Genomic DNA, 16,742 nt, shown 5'->3' with positions numbered 1-16,742 from the left:
TCCACCACTTGCGAACGTCCACCACTTGCGAAGAAGAAGCGCGTGACCCACACTGCCAACCGTCCCGTTGCCGGTCGCATCAATTCCACCGCGATCCTGGCGATCATTCTGATCAGCTATTTCATGATCCTGCTAGACAATTCGATCATCTTCACCGGGCTACCCAGCATCCAAAGCAGCATGGGTTACTCGGCAACCGGGCTGTCCTGGGTCCAGGACGCCTACACCCTGGTGTTCGGCGGCCTTCTCCTGCTGGGCGCTCGTCTCGGGGATATCTTCGGCCGTCGTCGCGTATTCGTCTCCGGTCTCGCAATTTTCGCGATTGCGTCGTTTCTCGTCGGGGTCGCGCCGAACGGCTGGTGGCTCATCGCGGCGCGCGCTCTCCAAGGCGTCGGAGCCGCAGTGGTGGCCCCGGCGTCGCTGTCACTGCTGACTGCCAGTTTCCCGCCCGGCCCGGAGCGAACGCGCGCTGTTGCCTGGTACGGCGCTGCGGCGGGAATAGGCGCCAGCCTCGGCCTCGTGATCGGCGGCGCCCTTGCCGACTGGGTGTCATGGCGCGCAGGCTTTTTCATCAACGTTCCGATCGGAATCGCGATGATCGCGCTCGCTCCCCGGTTCATTCCGGAAACCGAACCCAACTCCGGACGTTTCGATGTGGCGGGCGCTGTTCTCGCCACACTCGGCATGACCGCACTCGTCTTCGGCACCGTCGACTCGGCCGAAGCGGGGTGGACCTCACCGATCACTGTTGCGACACTGGCGGCCGGGGCGATACTACTGACCTTGCTCTTCCTCAACGAAGCTAGAGCGGAGCAGCCGATCATGCCACTGCGGTTGTTCCGCAGCCGGGAGCGATCCGGGGCGTACGCCGCCCGAATGCTCTATCTGGGTGCCATGATCGGATTTTTCTACTTCACGACTCAGCTACTCCAAGGCGTCATGGGCTTCAGCGCGTTCCAAGCTGGCATCGCCTTCTTCCCGATGACGATCGTCAATTTTGCTGTGGCGATGCTGATTCCGCGACTGACACCACGATTCGGAAATTCCGCAATTCTGTCGGTTGGCATTGCCGTCACCCTCGCCGGGATGGCGTGGCTCAGTCTGGTCCATCCCGGTAGCACGTATCTCACTGCGATAGCACTTCCGATGATATTGATCGGCGCCGGGCAGGGGTTGGCTTTCGCTCCGCTGACTTCTGCCGGTATCTCCGGGGTAGAGGCCGAGGATGCCGGTGCCGCATCAGGATTGGTCAACACTGCACACCAACTGGGCAGTGCTCTCGGACTCGGCATCCTCGTCGCAGTTTCCGCGGGCGCCGGAGCCTCTGCCGACGACGCTACAACGGCACTCACCGATCACGTATCAACGGCTCTCACCGCAGGCACCGCCCTGCTGGCCGCTTGTCTCGTCATCGTCCTCGCACTGATCGTCCCGGCTACGAGAACGCGAAGTACCACAAAGCAATTCGAACAGGAGAAAGGAAGCCGAGATGTCGCACTCGTGGACCGAGGCTGAACTGACCAAGATCGGTGGTGCCGAGGAATTGCAGATCTCCTCTAACCGCCGCGACGGCACCGCAAGGCCGTGCGTCACGATTTGGGTCGTCCGTGCCGACAACCAACTGTACGTGCGCTCGGCATACGGAACCGACAACCCGTGGTTCGTCCGAGCAACGGCAAGTGGAAGGGGCCGAATCCGCGCAGGAGGAATTGAGCGGGACGTGGTGTTCGAGTCCGCCGCACCGGATGCGCACTCGGCGATCGACTCCGCCTACCACACCAAGTACGACCGCTACGGCCCGCAGATCGTCGGCTCCGTCACCGGCCGCGCCGCCGCACCCAACACCATTCGACTTGTTCCGCTGACGCAGAACTGAACCGCCCCTTTCGATTCCGAGGAGACCTCATGGAACTCTTGAAGCCCCAGCCCACCAGCAAAGCACCCAGCGACTGGTTCACCGGCGACGTCTGGTGGGACGTCATCTACGCCGGCCAGGAGCCGTCGAGGATGCGCGCCAACATGGTTCGCTTTGCACCTTGTGCGCGAACCGACTGGCATTCCCATGTCCTCGGGCAGACCCTCCACATCGTCTCCGGGACCGCGCTGGTTCAAGCTCGCGGCGGCGAGATCGTCGAAGTTCACCCGGGCGAGACCATCTATACCCCGGCAGGAGAGGAACACTGGCACGGCGCGGCACCCGACCGTTTCATGACCCACCTTGCGCTGTGGGAAGGACCCGGCGACGGAAGCACCGAAACTACATGGGGCGACAAAGTCACCGATGAGGAATACAACGGTCCCCGCGCCAACCATCGCTGAGACCGGACACCACTCAGATACGTCGCATCACCGAAACAACCTTGCCCAAGATGGCCGCGCGATCGCCGTCGATGACGCTGTATGCGGGATTACGAGGCTCGAGGTACACGTGACCGTCGCGGCGCCGGAGCACCTTCACGGTGGCCTCGCCGTCGATCATCGCGGCGACGATCTCGCCGGAATGGGCCTCGTCCTGGCGCCGCACCACGACGACGTCGCCATCGCAGATTGCTGCGTCGACCATCGACTCACCGCGCACCCGAAGTCCGAACACCGTGCCGGAGCCGACGAGCTCGCGAGGAAGCGCCAGCACTTCGTCGGCGTGCTCCTCCGCGAGGATCGGCGCGCCGGCCGCAATGTCACCGACGACCGGAACCGTCACGGTGTTCGACGACGACTGTTCCTTCGCTCCCACGAGGAACGGCCGCACGTCCAACTGCCGAGCCATGGCCGCTCCTCGGCGGAGGAAGCCCTTCTCTTCGAGGCTCTTGAGGTGCTTGGATACCGTCGACGTCGAGCGCAGACCAACCGCGTCTCCAATCTGCCGTGTGCTCGGCGTGCACCCGTTGGCAGCCACGAGATCCCGGATGGTCATCAGAATCTGCTGCTGGCGGAGCGGCAGGGAGGAGGCGTCGAGGCCACCGAACATGTCGAGATCGTCGTAATCGGTCACGACGAGAATCGTAGTGAGGGGTCCCGACATCCAATCCAGGCAGCCGCAGCCTGCCAGAAACGGCACAGGCAGTTTGTTTCCCGAGTGGCGCATGGCACGCTGAGCTCATGGAGCCTCTCGAACCGATGCGCTCGGTGAGCGTTCCCGCCGACACTTATGCGTCGACGCCGATCTGGAAGTCGGCGCCGGTCACCTTGGCAACGGTGGGCGTGTTTGCCTACGCATTGATGTCCACGAGAACCGGCGTCGTCGAAGTTGCACTTGGTGCGGTGATCGCGATCGCCGGCGCCGCCCTCTACTGCATGTCAGTGATGCGCACGATCAGAGAAAACTCGGGCAGCCGCGTACCTCTGCTCGGAACCCCACCCGTCTCGCCCCGTGACGTCGACCTGCTCGCCGCGGCCGGGATGCCCTTGATCATGGGCGGATCGTTGCTGGTCATTCGAGCAGCGGGCTGGACCTGGCCCTATCTCTACCTCGGACTGCTTGCCGTGATCATGGTTGCTGTCTTTGTTCTTCCCGTGGTTGTGCACAACCGACGAACGCGGAAGCGAACTCACCGATCACAAACCCCGTGACGCTTGGGGACGTCGACGCAACATCACCAGCCCATTCACCGACGTCTGGGTGGTGCGACCGGTTCACCCCCCGGTGGAGTCGACTATGCGCTGGCGACCTTGCTATCAGGCACGACAGGAATGTCTACCTTGCTGAACTGCAGCACACCGTCTTCGATCTCGGCGTCGTGCATCAGCTTGCGGTCGCGGTAGTAATTGTTGACCACTTTCCACGCGCCGCGGGCACCCTGACGCGGCATTTCTCCGTCGCCGCGCTGGATGTAGCCCGAGGTCAGGGCTCCGCCCATGAGAGATTCTTCGGCGAAGTCCTCGGGTTCGGCGTGAACCTCGAAAGTCGTGTAGCTGCGATCGCGCATGATCTTGAGCACGCGACACAGATAGGACGCGGCCAGGTCAGCCTTGAGCGTCCACGACGCGTTGGTGTAGCCGAGAATCATCAGAAAGTTGGGAATGTCGGAGTAGAGCACGCTCTTGTAGGCCACAGTCTCGTTGAGCTTGACCGGCTCGCCGTCGATGCTCATGGTCGCGCCGCCCAGAATCTGTACGTTCAAGCCGGTCGCCGTGACGATGACGTCGGCCTCGATTTCGCGGCCCGACTCGGTCACGATGCCCTTCTCGGTGAACGTGGCGATACGGTCGGTGACGATGTCGGCCTTGCCGCTCTTGAGCACCTTGAACAGGTCCCCGTTGGGAACCACGCACAGGCGCTGATCCCACGGGTTGTAACTGGGTGTGAAGTGACGCAGGTCCACGTTCTTGCCGAGCTGCAGGCGGATCTGGGCGAGGAACAGCTTCTTGGCCAGCTTCGGGTTGGTGCGAGAAAGCTGAAAGCTGGCGCGTTGCAGTGCGATATTGCGGGCTCGACCAATCTTGTAAGCAATCTGGTCGGGAACGCGTGCGAGCTTGAGCCCCTTGGCAACAGGGTCCTCGGACGGAAGCGCCTGGATCCACGTGGGCGAGCGCTGCAGCATGGTGACGTGACCGGCGGTGGGGGCCATCGACGGGATCAGCGTGATCGCGGTGGCACCGGAACCGATGACCACTACCTTCTTTCCGGTGTAATCGAGATCCTCCGGCCAGTGCTGCGGGTGCACGATCTGACCGCGGAAGTCGTCCTCACCGGGGAAGGCGGGGCGATAGCCCTTGTCGTAGTTGTAGTAACCACAGGCGCCGACGAGGACGTTCGCGGTCCACGTCTCGGTCTCCCCCGTCGACTCGACCAGGACGGTCACGGACCACTGCGCGGCGGTACGGTCGAAGTCCATAGACACGACCTTGCGGCCGAAGTTGATGTGGTCGGTGACGCCGTATTCCTTGGCGGTTTCCTCGACGTAGTCACGGATACTGGCGCCGTCTGCGAGCACTTTGGTGCCGATCCAAGGACGGAAACCGAATCCGAAGGTGAGCATGTCGGAGTCCGAACGGATGCCCGGGTACTTGAACAGGTCCCAGGTGCCACCGATGTTCTCGCGACGCTCGAGGATCGCGAAAGTGCTTCCGGTCTTCTCACGAATGAGGTGGCAAGCCGCGCCGATTCCGGACAAGCCAGCGCCGATGATCAGTACGTCGACATGCTTTGTCATGGAGGAAACTCGTTTCGTAGGTCGTCGCGAAGCTACATCTGGCGTCGGCAGTGGCCGAGAACGATCGGCCGGTTCAGGCCGGGTTCCCTAAGGTCAGCGCCAATGTACAGGGTATGTGCAACTGACGGTAACAGTCAATATCTCGACCCGACTGGGTACAGAACATTGAGAGTGCGACGCACCGGCCTCGCGGAAACTCGATCGAGACGCCTGAATGCCTCGAGCCATTGGAGAGTCGTTCACATCGTCGACGGAACGTCCCATGGCTCGTCTACGCGGGATACTCGTCGCCCAAATATTCAGCGCCCTAGCATAATTCGCGGGCACACCATCAGGTGTCTACGGGAGCTTTTATGTGGCACCGGAGGCGCCACACTCTATTCGCCTGGATAACGCGTCGAACGCACGAGTCTCCATGGGCGGACGGACAACTGCGCTATCGCTGTCACCCTTCGTGCGCATCAGTGGAGAGGTCACTCCGATAACGAGCCCGCTGACGAAACCACGCTGAAACCAACGGTTTTGGATTCGCAACGCGGAAAACGGGCGGACTGGACCTCCGCCGGTGATGTAGTCGCTATGACACACTCCAGCACAGTCACGGTGTACACCACTCATAGCGATCGAGGGTTCGCCAATGCAATCGCTGCCGGAATAAGCGCCGGGGCTTATTCCGCGCCACAAACCGCAGACATGAGCCTGTTAAGGCAACACACCAGCGATCACGGTAGAGCGCTTGTTCTCCTACCCAGCGGGGGCGTCGATTGGCACGTGAAGGAGCTTTCCGCACTCGAGGGATCGGTCCTGGTCGGCGATCTCAGTAGCGGCCGCTCCATGATTCGGGGGCTTGCTGCGGGCGCCCACTCCGCGCTCAACTCTCAACTCCCGTTCGCATCGCTGCTCGATGAGCTGCAGGCCGCACTCAACCCCAATTCCACTCAACCTGCACACGAGAAGTCCTCGCTCGTACAACGCATCCGGTTGCGCACCGAAGAATCCGCACGAATCGGCAGTCTCACCGATCGCGAATTCGAGATCGTGGGTCTTCTCTACGGCGGTTCGAATGTCGACTCGATTGCTCGAACCGCCCACATCGCACCGACCACGGTTCGCGCCCACGTCCGAAGCATCCTGCAGAAACTGGGGGTGCACTCCCAACTGGAGGCATGCGCGATGCTCCGCCGCTCTGGTCACGACGCACGCAGACACCCGCTGGAACTTCGGATCGGACGCTTCTAGCAGGAAGTGCCCCAGACACACTCGTTGAGATGGGTGCTACCCCTGATCGAACTCGACCTTCGCAAAGATCGTCAATTTTGACGATTCGACGACGTGTCCGGACGTCGAAAATTGGTTCCTACACGACACCGAAGACACGAGCGAACATCGAAAGGTGCATTCAATCAATGGAATACACACGCACAGTGCCGCGGCATCTCGTCCACAGACATGCTGTTGCCGAGGTTTTCTTGACGGACTACCGGATCGAATCGGACTCGGCGTACCAGGTTGCTGTGCAACTCCCGGTCTCGCACCGGATATTCGACGTATCGAGCGAGCAACACGATCCACTCGGGGTGGCAGAAGCATTTCGACAGGCAGTGGTGCTTCTCTGCCACACCCGATACGAGATTCCACTGCACTACAAGTTCCTCATGGAAACATTCAGCTTCGAGATGTTGGATGCGCTCGACGTGCAACCAGTCGCGGAGCCGTTGAGTTTCTCGATGACAGCGGACAACCTCACTCATCGCGACGGAGCGGTCTCGGGGGTCGAAGTGTCGGGGATCCTCAGAGAGGGCAACCGGCACGTCGCCAGATGCAAAGCTGTTGCGCGAGGAGTCAGCCCCGAGGGATACCGTCGAATTCGGCAAGGACGAGAAGACCACCGCCCGAGCCGGCGCATCCTTCCTTCCGGAACCGCGGTGGTCGGATCGGAGCGAGTCGGACGCCTAACCGATGGAGATGTGCTCATCAGCACTGATCCTGCTCGGCACACGATGTTCTGCACTCCCGATCCGCGCAACCACTCCCTTTTCGACCACCCCGTCGACCACATCCCAGGAATGATTCTTTTCGAGGCCGCCCGACAAGCGGTCCGATTCCACATCGGCAACCCAGCAACCAAGATCGCCTCACTCTCGGCGGTCTTTCCGAGGTTCACTGAATGGGAAACGCCGTGCGAGGTGTCAACGACCCTCCTTGACGCGTCAGGCCATGTGCACCGAGTTCGGTTCACTCAAGATCTGGAAACCACCGCGGAACTTGAACTTACAGTTGCGGACCAATTATGAGAGGGAACGAACACGTTCTGCTCGTCGCGTCATCCACGTCAAACGCTCGGTGGTTCCCACTCTCTCGGTGCAAGCGCCGCCAGTTGCATGACATGCGCCAACTTGTCCTCGCGGACAATCGTTGGCAGCACCAAGTTCCACATCTGACTCAACCGCTCGTACAGATCGGTTCTGCCCGTAAGCATTTCCGAGAGAATCTGCACTCCGGTGAACGACCCCACCACAAATCGAGCCAACGCGTCGATATCGGTGCCCGGGACGATATCGCCGGCTTCGGCCGCTTGGGTTGCCACCTGCTTGATAGCCTCGATCCAATCGAGATACGGCTGTTCGATGGGACCTTGAATACTGCCGATCTCCATCGTCAACCGCATGCCACCTCGCGCGATGGGCTCGGTCACAAGCTGCCGAGCCATCTCCTGCGAAACGAGCACCAGGGTTTCGACCGCGATGTCGGAATGCGCAGCAACCCTCCGGGTACCCTCCATCGCCATTCCGTGCTGCGCTGCGATGACCGCGTGCGCAAGCTCCTCCTTCGACGCGAAATGAAAATACATCGCACCCTTGGACACGCCCCCGTGTTGCAAGATCGTGCCCAGACTGGCGGAGTACCCGAACTTCTCGAAGCTCTTCGCAGCACCCAAAATAACGGCCTGGCGCGTGAGGACCGCACGCTCCTGCATGATCTACCCAGCTCTCGTTGCCGACGGAATGAATCTCAACGATACGTCGAAAGACCCGGCAGCAACGCCCTCGACACGGACACACCATGACGACTCTGGTACTCGGAGCCACTGGTTTCATCGGCTCAGCAGTGATGAACCAGCTGGTTTCCCGGGACGGAAACGCTGCAATCGGTTTCGTTCGCACGGACAGCGCAGCCAAACAACTCAGCCGCAACGGAATTGCCGCCACTATCGGCGACATCAGCGAAAGCGCCTCTCTACGAGTTGCTATGAGCCAGGCGTCCACCGTCATCTGCTGCGTGTCGTACGTGGGCGACGACGAACAACAGTGTGTTCACGTCAACGAACACGGCATACGAAACGTTGCGTCGATCGCCGCCGCCGTCGGCGTCGAACGGCTGCTCTACGTCAGCACCGCCGCGGTGTACGGGCCAGGCCCGTTTCGAGACCTGCCCGTCAACGGCGCACCTCTCAAACCCCTCTCACCTGCCAGCCGCACGCGCGCCCTCGCCGAGGAGTTCGTGCGCGACGCCGGAGGCCTCGTCGTCCGGCCCCATCTCGTGTACGGACCCGGCGACAGATGGTTTCTGCCGACACTGACGCGAATTGTCTCTCGACTCGACTCGATCATCGACGACGGTAACGCAGTCCTGTCAGTTGTCGACGTAGACCTACTCGCCCGATCTATCCACGAGCTGTCGATAGAACAGCAATTTCGCTACGGCTCAACACTTCACATCAACGAACCTGTCCCGCGGGCAGTCATCGACCTTCTCGAGCATCATGCGCGGGAGACCAATTGGACTCTGCCCCAAAGCTCTATCCCCCGCGCCGACGCAGTGAAAGTTGCCGCCCAGCTGGGTCTCGACATGCACAAGATAGACATGATCAGTCTCGATCACTGGTTCCGGTCGAGACTGTACTGATGACACAAAGGTTGCTCTCGCCAAAACAACTGCCTCCCAAACTTTTCAGTTCTCATTCGGGATCTTCCTGCGCAATGAACAGGACCTATTGCGCTGTCACTACAGACGAACAGTGCGAGCACTGATGGACGAAACAATGGCTGCACAATGACGGCAGTGGTCGCGCCCACCAACAATGGCCGCGTTCAAGCGACTGGCAGCAGCCGGGGGTTCCCTTCCGTCCACCTTCGCCGCCGAATGCAGCGTGTGACGATCTACGTCGTGCGCGACGAACCGGCCAGGAGCTCTGACATCACGGGAGAAACCTCTCCATCTCGCCGACCTCGGCTACCGTCATCTGAACCAGAAAACGGGAGAACAGATGCTCACTGCGGATATTTTGCTGTCGGGACCGCGCGGGCGCCGGATGCTGCTCGCGTACGCGATCGACGCCGAACGCGCCCTGCGGCCCGAGCCAGGCGACGGCATGTTCCGCATCAGCGCTCACCGGGCGGCTTATCACCTCGACGTCGGGCAAGGCACCTCCCGAGTGTTGTTCGGCCCGGGCGCCGAAGAGGCCCGGCGGACAATAGTCACCGCCGAGGATGTGGCGCGTAGCCTCTCGGAAATCTCGCTCCCCGACGTCACCGCCGTCGATCTACGTTCCGCCCTCGCAGAAGCCGTCGATGCGGCACGCTACTGGCAGGAACCCGACGGAGAAGACGTCCTCGTCGCCACCGAGGTTATGCAAGATGAGCTTCGACGCGTCGCGGAGCACGTTGCCGGATCCGAACAGGCGCAATGGTGGAGCAGCCCGCTTGCCGCGCCCGACCAATGGTCGATCATGAGCCGAGGCGACTACTCTCCGGACACACGCGAGGTGCCTGCTGCGCAACAACTCCTCAGCGAGTGGCGCACGAGCACCCTGGAATCGGAAGCGAGAGCTGAACGTGACCGCCCGGTGGATCCCGCGGCGAACTGGTCAGGTTATTGGTGGTCGAATCCACCCACGCAGGGTTCGACGAGGGCGCTGTTCGACGGGACTGCGGCGGGCTTGTGGTTCGTCGAAGACAGCATGGGATGGGAACGGGCCGTCGTGCGAGCATTGCGGCCACCGAATGGCGCACGTATCTACGAGATCGACAGTGCACAAGCCTGGTCGGAGCTGTGCAGACGGTTCCCACTCGAGGTCACCGCAGAAACGCGGCAGGTTTGGTACCGGACTACCGGCCGATCAGGCAGGTGGGTCATCCCGGACTGGGTGCAGGTCGCGGAAAGTTTTGAGGGAGTGCACCTTACCGTGACGGGATACCTGGCGGCGGCAGGAACCGCGATCGAGGTCGATGCCGACACGGCGAGCGTCATCGCGGGCTGGGCACCCGACGAAACATACTGGTTCACCGATGCTGCCACCTACATCTCCGAGCCGTGTGTTTGGGTGCTGCACGACGGCCCGGAAGTGACCGACCAGCCCGCATGGACGCTGGAATCGCAGCAATGACCCACACGTGAGGGTCTGCTAGGCATGAGATTCCGTGAGGAATCGATCGCAGTGGCCCTCCGGGTCGGGGCGCCCTCAACGGTCTACCGAGTTGCACCCGGCCCATCCCCGACTGGTGGATCGGAGCCGGAAGTTCGACAATGAGGGCATGAACGAGACACAACCCCACAACCTCGAACGAGAGCGCTGGCGCACGCTGCCAACTCCACCGTCGACCGAGTTGATCGAGATGGTCGGGGACGGACCTTCGAGCGCAGACTTCGACCCGACTGCACCAGTGGCACAGCAGGGGTGAGACAGTCACGACATTCCGGTATCCCGCAGGGTGATGTTCAGCCGCCCGGACGGCAGACCAATGTCGGGAATTGCACTTCCCGCAATAACTTTCGGCACTCCGTGATACGCGAACCGAGACTCCCCACCGAAGACGAAGAGATCACCCGAATGGAGTTCGACGTCGGTGTACGGCTTGTTCCGATTCTCGGAATTCCCGAACCGAAAGACACAACTCTGCCCGACGCTCAGTGAGACGACGGGAGCGTCGCAGCGCTCGTCCTTGTCCTGGTGCATGCCCATCCGAGCGCCCTCGTCGTAGAAATTGATCAGCGCAGTGTCCGGCGTGTACCGCTCCCCCGCAGTCGGATCATCATAGGCAGCGGCAACTGCGCTACGGCCGAGGCCAACGAGCCAGTCGGGCACAGCGGCAACCGGTTCACCGTTCACGTCGTCGGCGGTGCGCGTGTACTTGTACGGCTGCCAATGCCAACCGAGACAGACTGTTTGCACCGACATCTTGTGCCCACCAGGGACGACGGCCGAGCGCATCGGTACGGGCGCGGTCGCCCACCGTCGGCACTCGGCCACCAAGGTGCGCTGTTGTTCGATGCTGAGCCAATCCGGAACGAGAATCGCCCCTGGCGCCACTTCCATTCGTGGCCGAGGAATCAGAGCGTTCATGAATTCCACGCTAATCGGTTTCGAAGCATTGACACCCTCCGCATGGGCCCGTAGCGTAATCAACAGATTGGTTGATAAAGGAGATGGTTGACAAGTGATCGTGGATCCAGGGGCAGACGAGCGTCTCGACAAAGCGTTCATGGCGCTCGCCGACCCGGTACGACGGCGGATCATCGCCCGCCTGAGCACCGGCCCCCAAACGGTCAACGATTTGGCCGAGCCATTCGAGATCACGAAACAGGCCGTCTCCAAACATATTCAGGTACTCGAAGCCGCGGGTTTGGTCACTCGCAGCCGCGAAGCCCAGAGGCGGCCGGTACATCTCAACGCCGCAACTCTCGAGGCTTTGACCGCCTGGATCGACCGCTATCGACTGATCCACGAACAACAGTTCCGCAAGCTCGATCACCTACTCAGCACCACACAGAAGGAGACTTAGCCATGGCTACCACCAATCCCGTCACCATCACGGCTCCTGAGGGCGTGCCGTACATCGACATCACCCGCGAATTCGACGCACCCGTCAGTGCCGTCTTCGCAGCTCATTCGAATCCCGAACTGGTCAAGCAGTGGCTCGGCCCCAACGGATACGAGATGGAAATCGACGAATACGAGTTCGTGAGCGGCGGTCGATACAAGTACGTCCATCGCAACCCCGAGGGCGAAGAGTTCCGGTTCAACGGTGTATTTCACGTTGTTCGCGAGAACGACTTTGCCATCCAGACTTTCGAATACGAGGGATTTCCCGACGTCGTCAGCATCGAATCGATCACGTTCGAGGACCTGGGCAACGGACGCACCCGTCTCTCCGGCCATTCCGTATATCCGAGCCTCGAAGCGCGAGACGGAATGATCGAGAGCAATATGGAGCTCGGCGTCACCGAAGGTTACGAACGCCTGGACAAGATCGTCGCGCAACTCTGACCACCTGTTTACCCGAGCCTCTTCAGCGAAAGGCAGTTTCATGGACTGGACCCTCGAAGTAGTCATCGTTCCCGTCAGTGACCTCGGCCGCTCCATCGAGTTCTACCGTGACAAGGTCGGTTTCGATCTCGACCACCACACCGTCAACGAACACATGACGGTCGCCCAGCTCACTCCGCGTGGTTCGGGCTGCTCGATCGTCATCGGCAACCTGCCGTCGCAAACCGAGATGGCCCCTGGTTCGTTGAAGGGATTGCAGTTGGTCGTGGCAGACGCTGCAACGGCTCGCCAAGAGCTCATCGACCGCGGCGTCGATGCCAGTGAGGTCACTGTCTTCGACGAGCGTGACGGGGGCACCTTCTTCGGATTCGCCGACCCGGACGGCAATACCTGGGCTGTCCAGCAGCTGAAGGTCCGCGGCGACAAGCCGCTCATTCCGAAGGAGTACCGCGACCGCTTCGGCGCGTAGCAACTGCCTTCCAGGCTGCGTAACCTTCGGGCATGCAGACGGCACAGGGGCGATAGCCGGCCGCAATCGCGGTCGGCTCGTCCGCGAAGAACACTCGACTGGCGACATACCCACCACGCGCGATTGCCTGCGCAGCCCCTCGACAGTCGAGTCGACCGTAGATCTTCGTTTTCCGATGTCCGCCAAGCACACCGGGCGTCGAACTCTCGTAGGGTTTGTTGCGAGCGTCGCGGAGAATGTACGTCTTACTCAGCATCATGAAGCACCAATCCCAATGTTCGACGCGTGCCGGATTGCACCACACTGACACCATGTCGCACAGGGGCTCTCGACCACCCCCGCGAACTCTGCACCGGTCGATCCCGCGTGGTGAAGATCAACGCGTGACCTTGCTCGAGAACTGTCACCGTCCCTTTCGACTGGGCGCGCGGCCGCTGTTCCACGAGCAAGAACTCGCCGCCGGCGTGGTCGATGCGAGGTCTGTCGAGCCCGATCACGACTTGCAAGGGAAACACCAACTCTCCGTACAAGTCCCGATGCAATGCATTCCAGTCACCAGGTCCGTAGGACAGAAGGATCGGGGTAGGGCGATTCTGACCGGCGTCGTGACACTGATCGATCCATTCTTCGAATGAATCCGGCCACGGTGCACCCTCGCCCAGCTTGAACGCCCACTCCCGCGCCACGGGCAGCAGGTGTCGGTAGAAGGCGGATCGCATAGCCGTGATCGACTCCGGTACGGGATCGCCGAAGTACCGGTACTCCCCCTGGCCGAAGCGGTATCGAGCCATGTCGATGGTGCTCCGGAACCGGCCGACGTCCGAGTACCAGGAAGCAATTTCGCGGCACTCCGACTCGTCGAGTATCGGCGCCGTCTGGGCACACCCACTGGAGTTGATTCCCTCGATCAGCGCAGGCCAATCGAGGGAATCAACTCGAGCAGACAGATCGGTGAAGAGGTCCATACGTCGTAGACGACGTGGCGGTCAGGAATGTGAGAATGCCAGCAGCTGGTCAGCCAGATTGTTGTACGTACGGGCGATCCCGGCATAACTGAGCACGGGTTCCGGATTCCAGGTCCCGATCTTTCCCGCCTTCACCGCGGGCAAGTTGGACCACGCAGGATTGGTTCCGAGCGTATCCAGTTGCAAACTGGACGGGCGATCGTCGAGGAAGATCATGTCGGCCGGATAGTGGTCCGCCATCTCCCAAGCCAGTTTCTCGACGTAGACCGACGATCCCTCGGCCGGATCGACGACGGCAAGTCCCAATCCCGCCAGGTCTGCGAGGATCGGGAATCCCGAAAGACTGACACGAATCGTGTCCGGATCTGCGGACGCGAACAAAACCTGTGAATTATTCAGCGAAGAAGCAACTTCGGAGATCCGCGCACGCGCAGCATCGTAGTCTTTTCGCTGAGCCTCCATATCCTGGTCCGCTCCGAGTTCCACGGCCAGTTCCACGATCTCTTGCACGGTTCGGTCGATGGTTCCTGCTGCCGTTTCCACGACCAGTACTGTCGACAAGCCTTTCACCGCATCCAAGTTCGCCTCGTCTAGTAGCGCCGAACCACGCAACTGAGGGACGATGACGACGTCCGGCTCCAGCGCAGCGATCTTCTCGAGTTCCACTTGTCCCCAGAGCTGCCCGACCATGTCGGTCTTCGAGAAATCCAAGTTGCCGGAGATGCTGGTGTCCGTTGATCCCGGTGATCGTGTCAGCGCCCCGAAAACACCGACAGGCACCAGTCCGTAATCCCAGAGAGCACCCGCGATGCCGGTGTAGGTGACAAATGTCCTTGGCGGTGAATCCAATTCGATCAGGTTGCCGCGATCATCGGTGAAGGACCAGCCTGCATCGCCTTCACCCCCGCCGTCTGCGTCCGAACGCGAGCAACCGGCCGCTGCCAGCGCAGCAGCCAATCCTGCTGCAGCGCCGAGGAACCTGCGGCGATTCCAGTCGATCTCGAGACGCCGATGCGGTCGTGGAGTGAACAGCGTGGTCATGTGTGTGCCCTTTCGGCGATTGGTTGAACTGTTGCAGGAGTTGACGAACGAGAAAAGAGAAGGATCGATACCAAACCCGTGAGCATTCCGACGCCGGCGCAGAAGACCAACGGCCACAGCAAGGCGAACTCGTCCGGACCGGCGAAGAGAGAGCCGCACAACGCAATTCCGACAGCAAGCCCGAATTGACGCGACGAGTTGGCTGTCGCCGAAGCCGTCCCGGCGCGCTCTGCCGGGGCGTCCGACATCGCGGCACCCGGCAGCACCGGCGACACCATCGCGGAACCGACACCGGTCAGAATCAGCCCGGCGATCAGCGCGGGCCAGACCGGCTCGGCGAGGACGCACAGCATGGCCACGCAACCGATTCCGCAGAGAACCGTCCCGAATCCGAGCGACAGTCGAAGGTCGACTCGCTGAAGCCGTGATCCACACAGCGCCGACACGAAGACAAAAGCGAGCGGTTGAATCGAGAGCACGAGTGCGGCCGCCGATGCCGACAGTTCCAGCCCGTTCTGCAGCCACAATGAAAGGACTACGAGCGGGCCGTAGGCCGCGAGGTAGTACCCGAACGCAGCGACGAGGACGCCGTCGAATTTCAGGGATCGGAACAATGCCGGATCGAGCATCGGACTGCTGCCTCGACGCTGCCAGGACACAAACGCCGTCAGCGCACCGATTGCGATCAGGAAGGCAAGAACTGTCGACGACGAAGCCCACCCGATGTCGCCGCCCCACGTCACGCCGAGAACCGCGGCAACGGCAGCGAGGGTGAACAAAACGATTCCGGCCCAGTCGATGTTGTCGTCGCCGCGCTCACTGTCGGCGAAACAGAACACAGCCATTGCGAGCGCTACTGCGGCCACGGGGATTCCGAAATAGAAGACCGCACGCCAGTCGAAGAACTGCGTCAGCAGCCCTCCTGCAACGTTCCCGATTCCCGCCGCCAATCCAGCGACGGCGCCCCACGCGGCAAAGGCGACGTGACGATCGCGGCCCGAATATGCGTCGCCGAGCAGAGGCAGGAGCGTCGCGAACATCGCCGCACCGGCAATTCCTTGCGCGCCGCGAGCAACGACCAGAACCGTGACGTCCGGGGCAATCGCGCACACGGCCGTTGCAACCAGGAACACGACCAGTCCGCAGATGTAGAGGCGTTTACGTCCCCACGCATCGCCGAGTGCGCCCATGCCCACCAGAAGCGCGGCAAGAGCCAGCGTGTAGGCGTCGACGACCCAGGACATCGCGCCCGTACTGCCGTCCAAACCGACTGCGATGGCCGGCACTGCGATTGTCGTGATGGTGGCGTACGTCAGTAACAGGAAAGTTCCGATGCATGCGGCGATGAGCGGCAGCCATCGTCGTGCCGACATGGTCAACCTCCGGATAGGGCGGTAAGTGCGCCCTAACTATGAAGGTTCAAGTCAACTTGAAGTCAAGCGCCGCTTCGACGCGTATGTCGAGCTGCTCGAGCAACCACGGGCACTGCATCGGACGCTCTTGCCGACACGTCAGGTGATGCTCGAGGATCAGTTTCGCTCGCGTAGCAGCGGCGATCTGCGCCTCGAGTGTCGACACTTGATCTGCGAGAACCGTCGAGAACTGGTCGGACGTGGTGTCGGTTTCGATGAAGGACCGCACCTGTTCCAAGGACATTCCCGTCTCGGTGTACATCCGGATCAATGCCAGCCGGCGCAGCTCACGCTGCCCGTACCAGCGTTTGCCGCCAGTTCGCGACCGCGCGGACAGCAGTCCTTCGTCCTCGTAATAGCGCAAGGTCGAAGCCGCAATTCCGAACGATTTTGCAACCTCGCCGATCGGGATCAAGTGCTCACGCATTCACCGAT

The 16,742-nt window shown here is 61.4% G+C and carries 21 protein-coding genes; 12 read left to right on the top strand and 9 right to left on the bottom strand.

What is annotated here, in order from left to right:
- Positions 1 to 42 precede the first annotated feature (42 nt).
- From ABX74_RS14125 to ABX74_RS14115, 3 genes are read left to right on the top strand one after another with little or no spacing between them, the layout of a single operon-like run.
- Complete coding sequence (locus ABX74_RS14125) at positions 43 to 1,515, top strand: MFS transporter (protein ID WP_029256418.1); 1,473 nt, start codon at positions 43 to 45, stop codon at positions 1,513 to 1,515.
- Positions 1,490 to 1,876 carry a DUF2255 family protein gene (locus ABX74_RS14120; protein WP_029256419.1) on the top strand — a complete coding sequence of 129 codons (387 nt, stop codon included), beginning with the start codon at positions 1,490 to 1,492 and terminating at the stop codon, positions 1,874 to 1,876. Before ABX74_RS14125 ends, ABX74_RS14120 begins: the two co-directional genes overlap by 26 nt.
- Positions 1,877 to 1,905: 29 nt before the next feature.
- Positions 1,906 to 2,319, top strand: a complete 414-nt coding sequence (locus ABX74_RS14115; protein WP_020971009.1) for a cupin domain-containing protein — start codon at positions 1,906 to 1,908, stop codon at positions 2,317 to 2,319.
- 13 nt (positions 2,320 to 2,332) lie between these two features.
- Here the strand turns inward: ABX74_RS14115 and lexA are convergent, their stop codons facing one another.
- Positions 2,333 to 3,022, bottom strand: a complete 690-nt coding sequence (lexA, locus tag ABX74_RS14110; protein WP_020909365.1) for a transcriptional repressor LexA — start codon at positions 3,020 to 3,022, stop codon at positions 2,333 to 2,335.
- A gap of 77 nt (positions 3,023 to 3,099) precedes the next feature.
- On the opposite strand from lexA, the gene ABX74_RS14105 reads away from it, so the two are divergent.
- The gene (locus tag ABX74_RS14105; RefSeq protein ID WP_047889038.1) at positions 3,100 to 3,570 is read left to right on the top strand and encodes a hypothetical protein; all 471 of its coding nucleotides are present in this window, start codon (positions 3,100 to 3,102) and stop codon (positions 3,568 to 3,570) included.
- A gap of 83 nt (positions 3,571 to 3,653) precedes the next feature.
- Here ABX74_RS14105 and ABX74_RS14100 read toward each other — a convergent pair whose 3' ends face one another.
- Positions 3,654 to 5,153 carry a flavin-containing monooxygenase gene (locus ABX74_RS14100; RefSeq protein ID WP_047889037.1) on the bottom strand — a complete coding sequence of 500 codons (1,500 nt, stop codon included), beginning with the start codon at positions 5,151 to 5,153 and terminating at the stop codon, positions 3,654 to 3,656.
- 771 nt (positions 5,154 to 5,924) lie between these two features.
- Between ABX74_RS14100 and ABX74_RS14095 the strand changes: the two genes are divergently transcribed.
- A complete protein-coding gene (locus ABX74_RS14095) occupies positions 5,925 to 6,392 on the top strand; it encodes a helix-turn-helix transcriptional regulator (RefSeq protein ID WP_019745607.1) in 468 nt (155 codons plus the stop codon).
- Between the two features lie 167 nt (positions 6,393 to 6,559).
- Positions 6,560 to 7,447, top strand: coding sequence for a ScbA/BarX family gamma-butyrolactone biosynthesis protein (locus tag ABX74_RS14090; RefSeq protein ID WP_020909369.1), 888 nt, complete (start codon positions 6,560 to 6,562; stop codon positions 7,445 to 7,447).
- 38 nt (positions 7,448 to 7,485) lie between these two features.
- On the opposite strand, the gene ABX74_RS14085 is transcribed toward ABX74_RS14090, so the two are convergent.
- Complete coding sequence (locus ABX74_RS14085) at positions 7,486 to 8,130, bottom strand: ScbR family autoregulator-binding transcription factor (RefSeq protein WP_019745609.1); 645 nt, start codon at positions 8,128 to 8,130, stop codon at positions 7,486 to 7,488.
- Positions 8,131 to 8,216: 86 nt separating this feature from the next.
- On the opposite strand from ABX74_RS14085, the gene ABX74_RS14080 reads away from it, so the two are divergent.
- The 3 genes from ABX74_RS14080 (at position 8,217) to ABX74_RS30395 (ending at position 10,834) form a co-directional block, all read left to right on the top strand.
- A complete protein-coding gene (locus tag ABX74_RS14080; protein ID WP_047889035.1) occupies positions 8,217 to 9,059 on the top strand; it encodes an NAD-dependent epimerase/dehydratase family protein in 843 nt (280 codons plus the stop codon).
- 361 nt (positions 9,060 to 9,420) lie between these two features.
- Complete coding sequence (locus tag ABX74_RS14075; RefSeq protein WP_053062031.1) at positions 9,421 to 10,539, top strand: hypothetical protein; 1,119 nt, start codon at positions 9,421 to 9,423, stop codon at positions 10,537 to 10,539.
- Between the two features lie 148 nt (positions 10,540 to 10,687).
- The gene (locus ABX74_RS30395; RefSeq protein ID WP_189637336.1) at positions 10,688 to 10,834 is read left to right on the top strand and encodes a hypothetical protein; all 147 of its coding nucleotides are present in this window, start codon (positions 10,688 to 10,690) and stop codon (positions 10,832 to 10,834) included.
- A gap of 5 nt (positions 10,835 to 10,839) precedes the next feature.
- Here the strand turns inward: ABX74_RS30395 and ABX74_RS14065 are convergent, their stop codons facing one another.
- On the bottom strand, positions 10,840 to 11,496 hold the full coding sequence (locus tag ABX74_RS14065; RefSeq protein WP_047889076.1) for an alpha-ketoglutarate-dependent dioxygenase AlkB family protein: 657 nt from the start codon (positions 11,494 to 11,496) through the stop codon (positions 10,840 to 10,842).
- Between the two features lie 94 nt (positions 11,497 to 11,590).
- Between ABX74_RS14065 and ABX74_RS14060 the strand changes: the two genes are divergently transcribed.
- From ABX74_RS14060 to ABX74_RS14050, 3 genes are read left to right on the top strand one after another with little or no spacing between them, the layout of a single operon-like run.
- Positions 11,591 to 11,935, top strand: a complete 345-nt coding sequence (locus tag ABX74_RS14060) for an ArsR/SmtB family transcription factor (protein ID WP_019745614.1) — start codon at positions 11,591 to 11,593, stop codon at positions 11,933 to 11,935.
- 2 nt (positions 11,936 to 11,937) lie between these two features.
- On the top strand, positions 11,938 to 12,420 hold the full coding sequence (locus tag ABX74_RS14055; protein ID WP_019745615.1) for an SRPBCC family protein: 483 nt from the start codon (positions 11,938 to 11,940) through the stop codon (positions 12,418 to 12,420).
- Between the two features lie 40 nt (positions 12,421 to 12,460).
- A complete protein-coding gene (locus tag ABX74_RS14050; protein WP_019745616.1) occupies positions 12,461 to 12,889 on the top strand; it encodes a VOC family protein in 429 nt (142 codons plus the stop codon).
- Here the strand turns inward: ABX74_RS14050 and ABX74_RS14045 are convergent.
- From ABX74_RS14045 to ABX74_RS14025, 5 genes are read right to left on the bottom strand one after another with little or no spacing between them, the layout of a single operon-like run.
- Complete coding sequence (locus tag ABX74_RS14045; protein ID WP_020971022.1) at positions 12,852 to 13,145, bottom strand: Ada metal-binding domain-containing protein; 294 nt, start codon at positions 13,143 to 13,145, stop codon at positions 12,852 to 12,854. The two genes, ABX74_RS14050 and ABX74_RS14045, sit on opposite strands and share 38 nt — an antisense overlap.
- A complete protein-coding gene (locus ABX74_RS14040) occupies positions 13,135 to 13,854 on the bottom strand; it encodes a 2OG-Fe(II) oxygenase (protein WP_020909375.1) in 720 nt (239 codons plus the stop codon). The genes ABX74_RS14045 and ABX74_RS14040 overlap by 11 nt, the downstream gene beginning before the upstream one ends.
- Positions 13,855 to 13,875: 21 nt before the next feature.
- The gene (locus tag ABX74_RS14035) at positions 13,876 to 14,895 is read right to left on the bottom strand and encodes an ABC transporter substrate-binding protein (protein ID WP_020909376.1); all 1,020 of its coding nucleotides are present in this window, start codon (positions 14,893 to 14,895) and stop codon (positions 13,876 to 13,878) included.
- Positions 14,892 to 16,268 (bottom strand): MFS transporter, encoded by a 1,377-nt coding sequence (locus tag ABX74_RS14030; protein ID WP_020909377.1) that lies wholly within the window; start codon positions 16,266 to 16,268, stop codon positions 14,892 to 14,894. Before ABX74_RS14030 ends, ABX74_RS14035 begins: the two co-directional genes overlap by 4 nt.
- A 46-nt stretch (positions 16,269 to 16,314) precedes the next feature.
- A complete protein-coding gene (locus tag ABX74_RS14025; protein WP_007729752.1) occupies positions 16,315 to 16,734 on the bottom strand; it encodes a MerR family transcriptional regulator in 420 nt (139 codons plus the stop codon).
- Positions 16,735 to 16,742 lie beyond the last annotated feature (8 nt).

The sequence above is a fragment of the Rhodococcus sp. ARP2 genome (genome assembly GCF_001029585.1).
Classification (GTDB): Bacteria; Actinomycetota; Actinomycetes; order Mycobacteriales; family Mycobacteriaceae; genus Rhodococcus_F; species Rhodococcus_F erythropolis.
Note: the sequence above shows the minus strand (reverse complement) of the source record. Positions and strands in the feature narration are given on the sequence as shown.

Coding starts and splice junctions, on each gene's coding strand:
- ABX74_RS14120 (WP_029256419.1), top strand. CDS start 1,490: ATGTCGCACTCGTGGACCGAGGCTGAACTGACCAAGATCGGTGGTGCC.
- ABX74_RS14115 (WP_020971009.1), top strand. CDS start 1,906: ATGGAACTCTTGAAGCCCCAGCCCACCAGCAAAGCACCCAGCGACTGG.
- lexA (WP_020909365.1), bottom strand. CDS start 3,022: ATGTCGGGACCCCTCACTACGATTCTCGTCGTGACCGATTACGACGAT.
- ABX74_RS14105 (WP_047889038.1), top strand. CDS start 3,100: ATGGAGCCTCTCGAACCGATGCGCTCGGTGAGCGTTCCCGCCGACACT.
- ABX74_RS14100 (WP_047889037.1), bottom strand. CDS start 5,153: ATGACAAAGCATGTCGACGTACTGATCATCGGCGCTGGCTTGTCCGGA.
- ABX74_RS14090 (WP_020909369.1), top strand. CDS start 6,560: ATGGAATACACACGCACAGTGCCGCGGCATCTCGTCCACAGACATGCT.
- ABX74_RS14085 (WP_019745609.1), bottom strand. CDS start 8,130: ATGCAGGAGCGTGCGGTCCTCACGCGCCAGGCCGTTATTTTGGGTGCT.
- ABX74_RS14080 (WP_047889035.1), top strand. CDS start 8,217: ATGACGACTCTGGTACTCGGAGCCACTGGTTTCATCGGCTCAGCAGTG.
- ABX74_RS14075 (WP_053062031.1), top strand. CDS start 9,421: ATGCTCACTGCGGATATTTTGCTGTCGGGACCGCGCGGGCGCCGGATG.
- ABX74_RS30395 (WP_189637336.1), top strand. CDS start 10,688: ATGAACGAGACACAACCCCACAACCTCGAACGAGAGCGCTGGCGCACG.
- ABX74_RS14065 (WP_047889076.1), bottom strand. CDS start 11,496: ATGAACGCTCTGATTCCTCGGCCACGAATGGAAGTGGCGCCAGGGGCG.
- ABX74_RS14055 (WP_019745615.1), top strand. CDS start 11,938: ATGGCTACCACCAATCCCGTCACCATCACGGCTCCTGAGGGCGTGCCG.
- ABX74_RS14050 (WP_019745616.1), top strand. CDS start 12,461: ATGGACTGGACCCTCGAAGTAGTCATCGTTCCCGTCAGTGACCTCGGC.
- ABX74_RS14045 (WP_020971022.1), bottom strand. CDS start 13,145: ATGCTGAGTAAGACGTACATTCTCCGCGACGCTCGCAACAAACCCTAC.
- ABX74_RS14040 (WP_020909375.1), bottom strand. CDS start 13,854: ATGGACCTCTTCACCGATCTGTCTGCTCGAGTTGATTCCCTCGATTGG.
- ABX74_RS14035 (WP_020909376.1), bottom strand. CDS start 14,895: ATGACCACGCTGTTCACTCCACGACCGCATCGGCGTCTCGAGATCGAC.
- ABX74_RS14030 (WP_020909377.1), bottom strand. CDS start 16,268: ATGTCGGCACGACGATGGCTGCCGCTCATCGCCGCATGCATCGGAACT.
- ABX74_RS14025 (WP_007729752.1), bottom strand. CDS start 16,734: ATGCGTGAGCACTTGATCCCGATCGGCGAGGTTGCAAAATCGTTCGGA.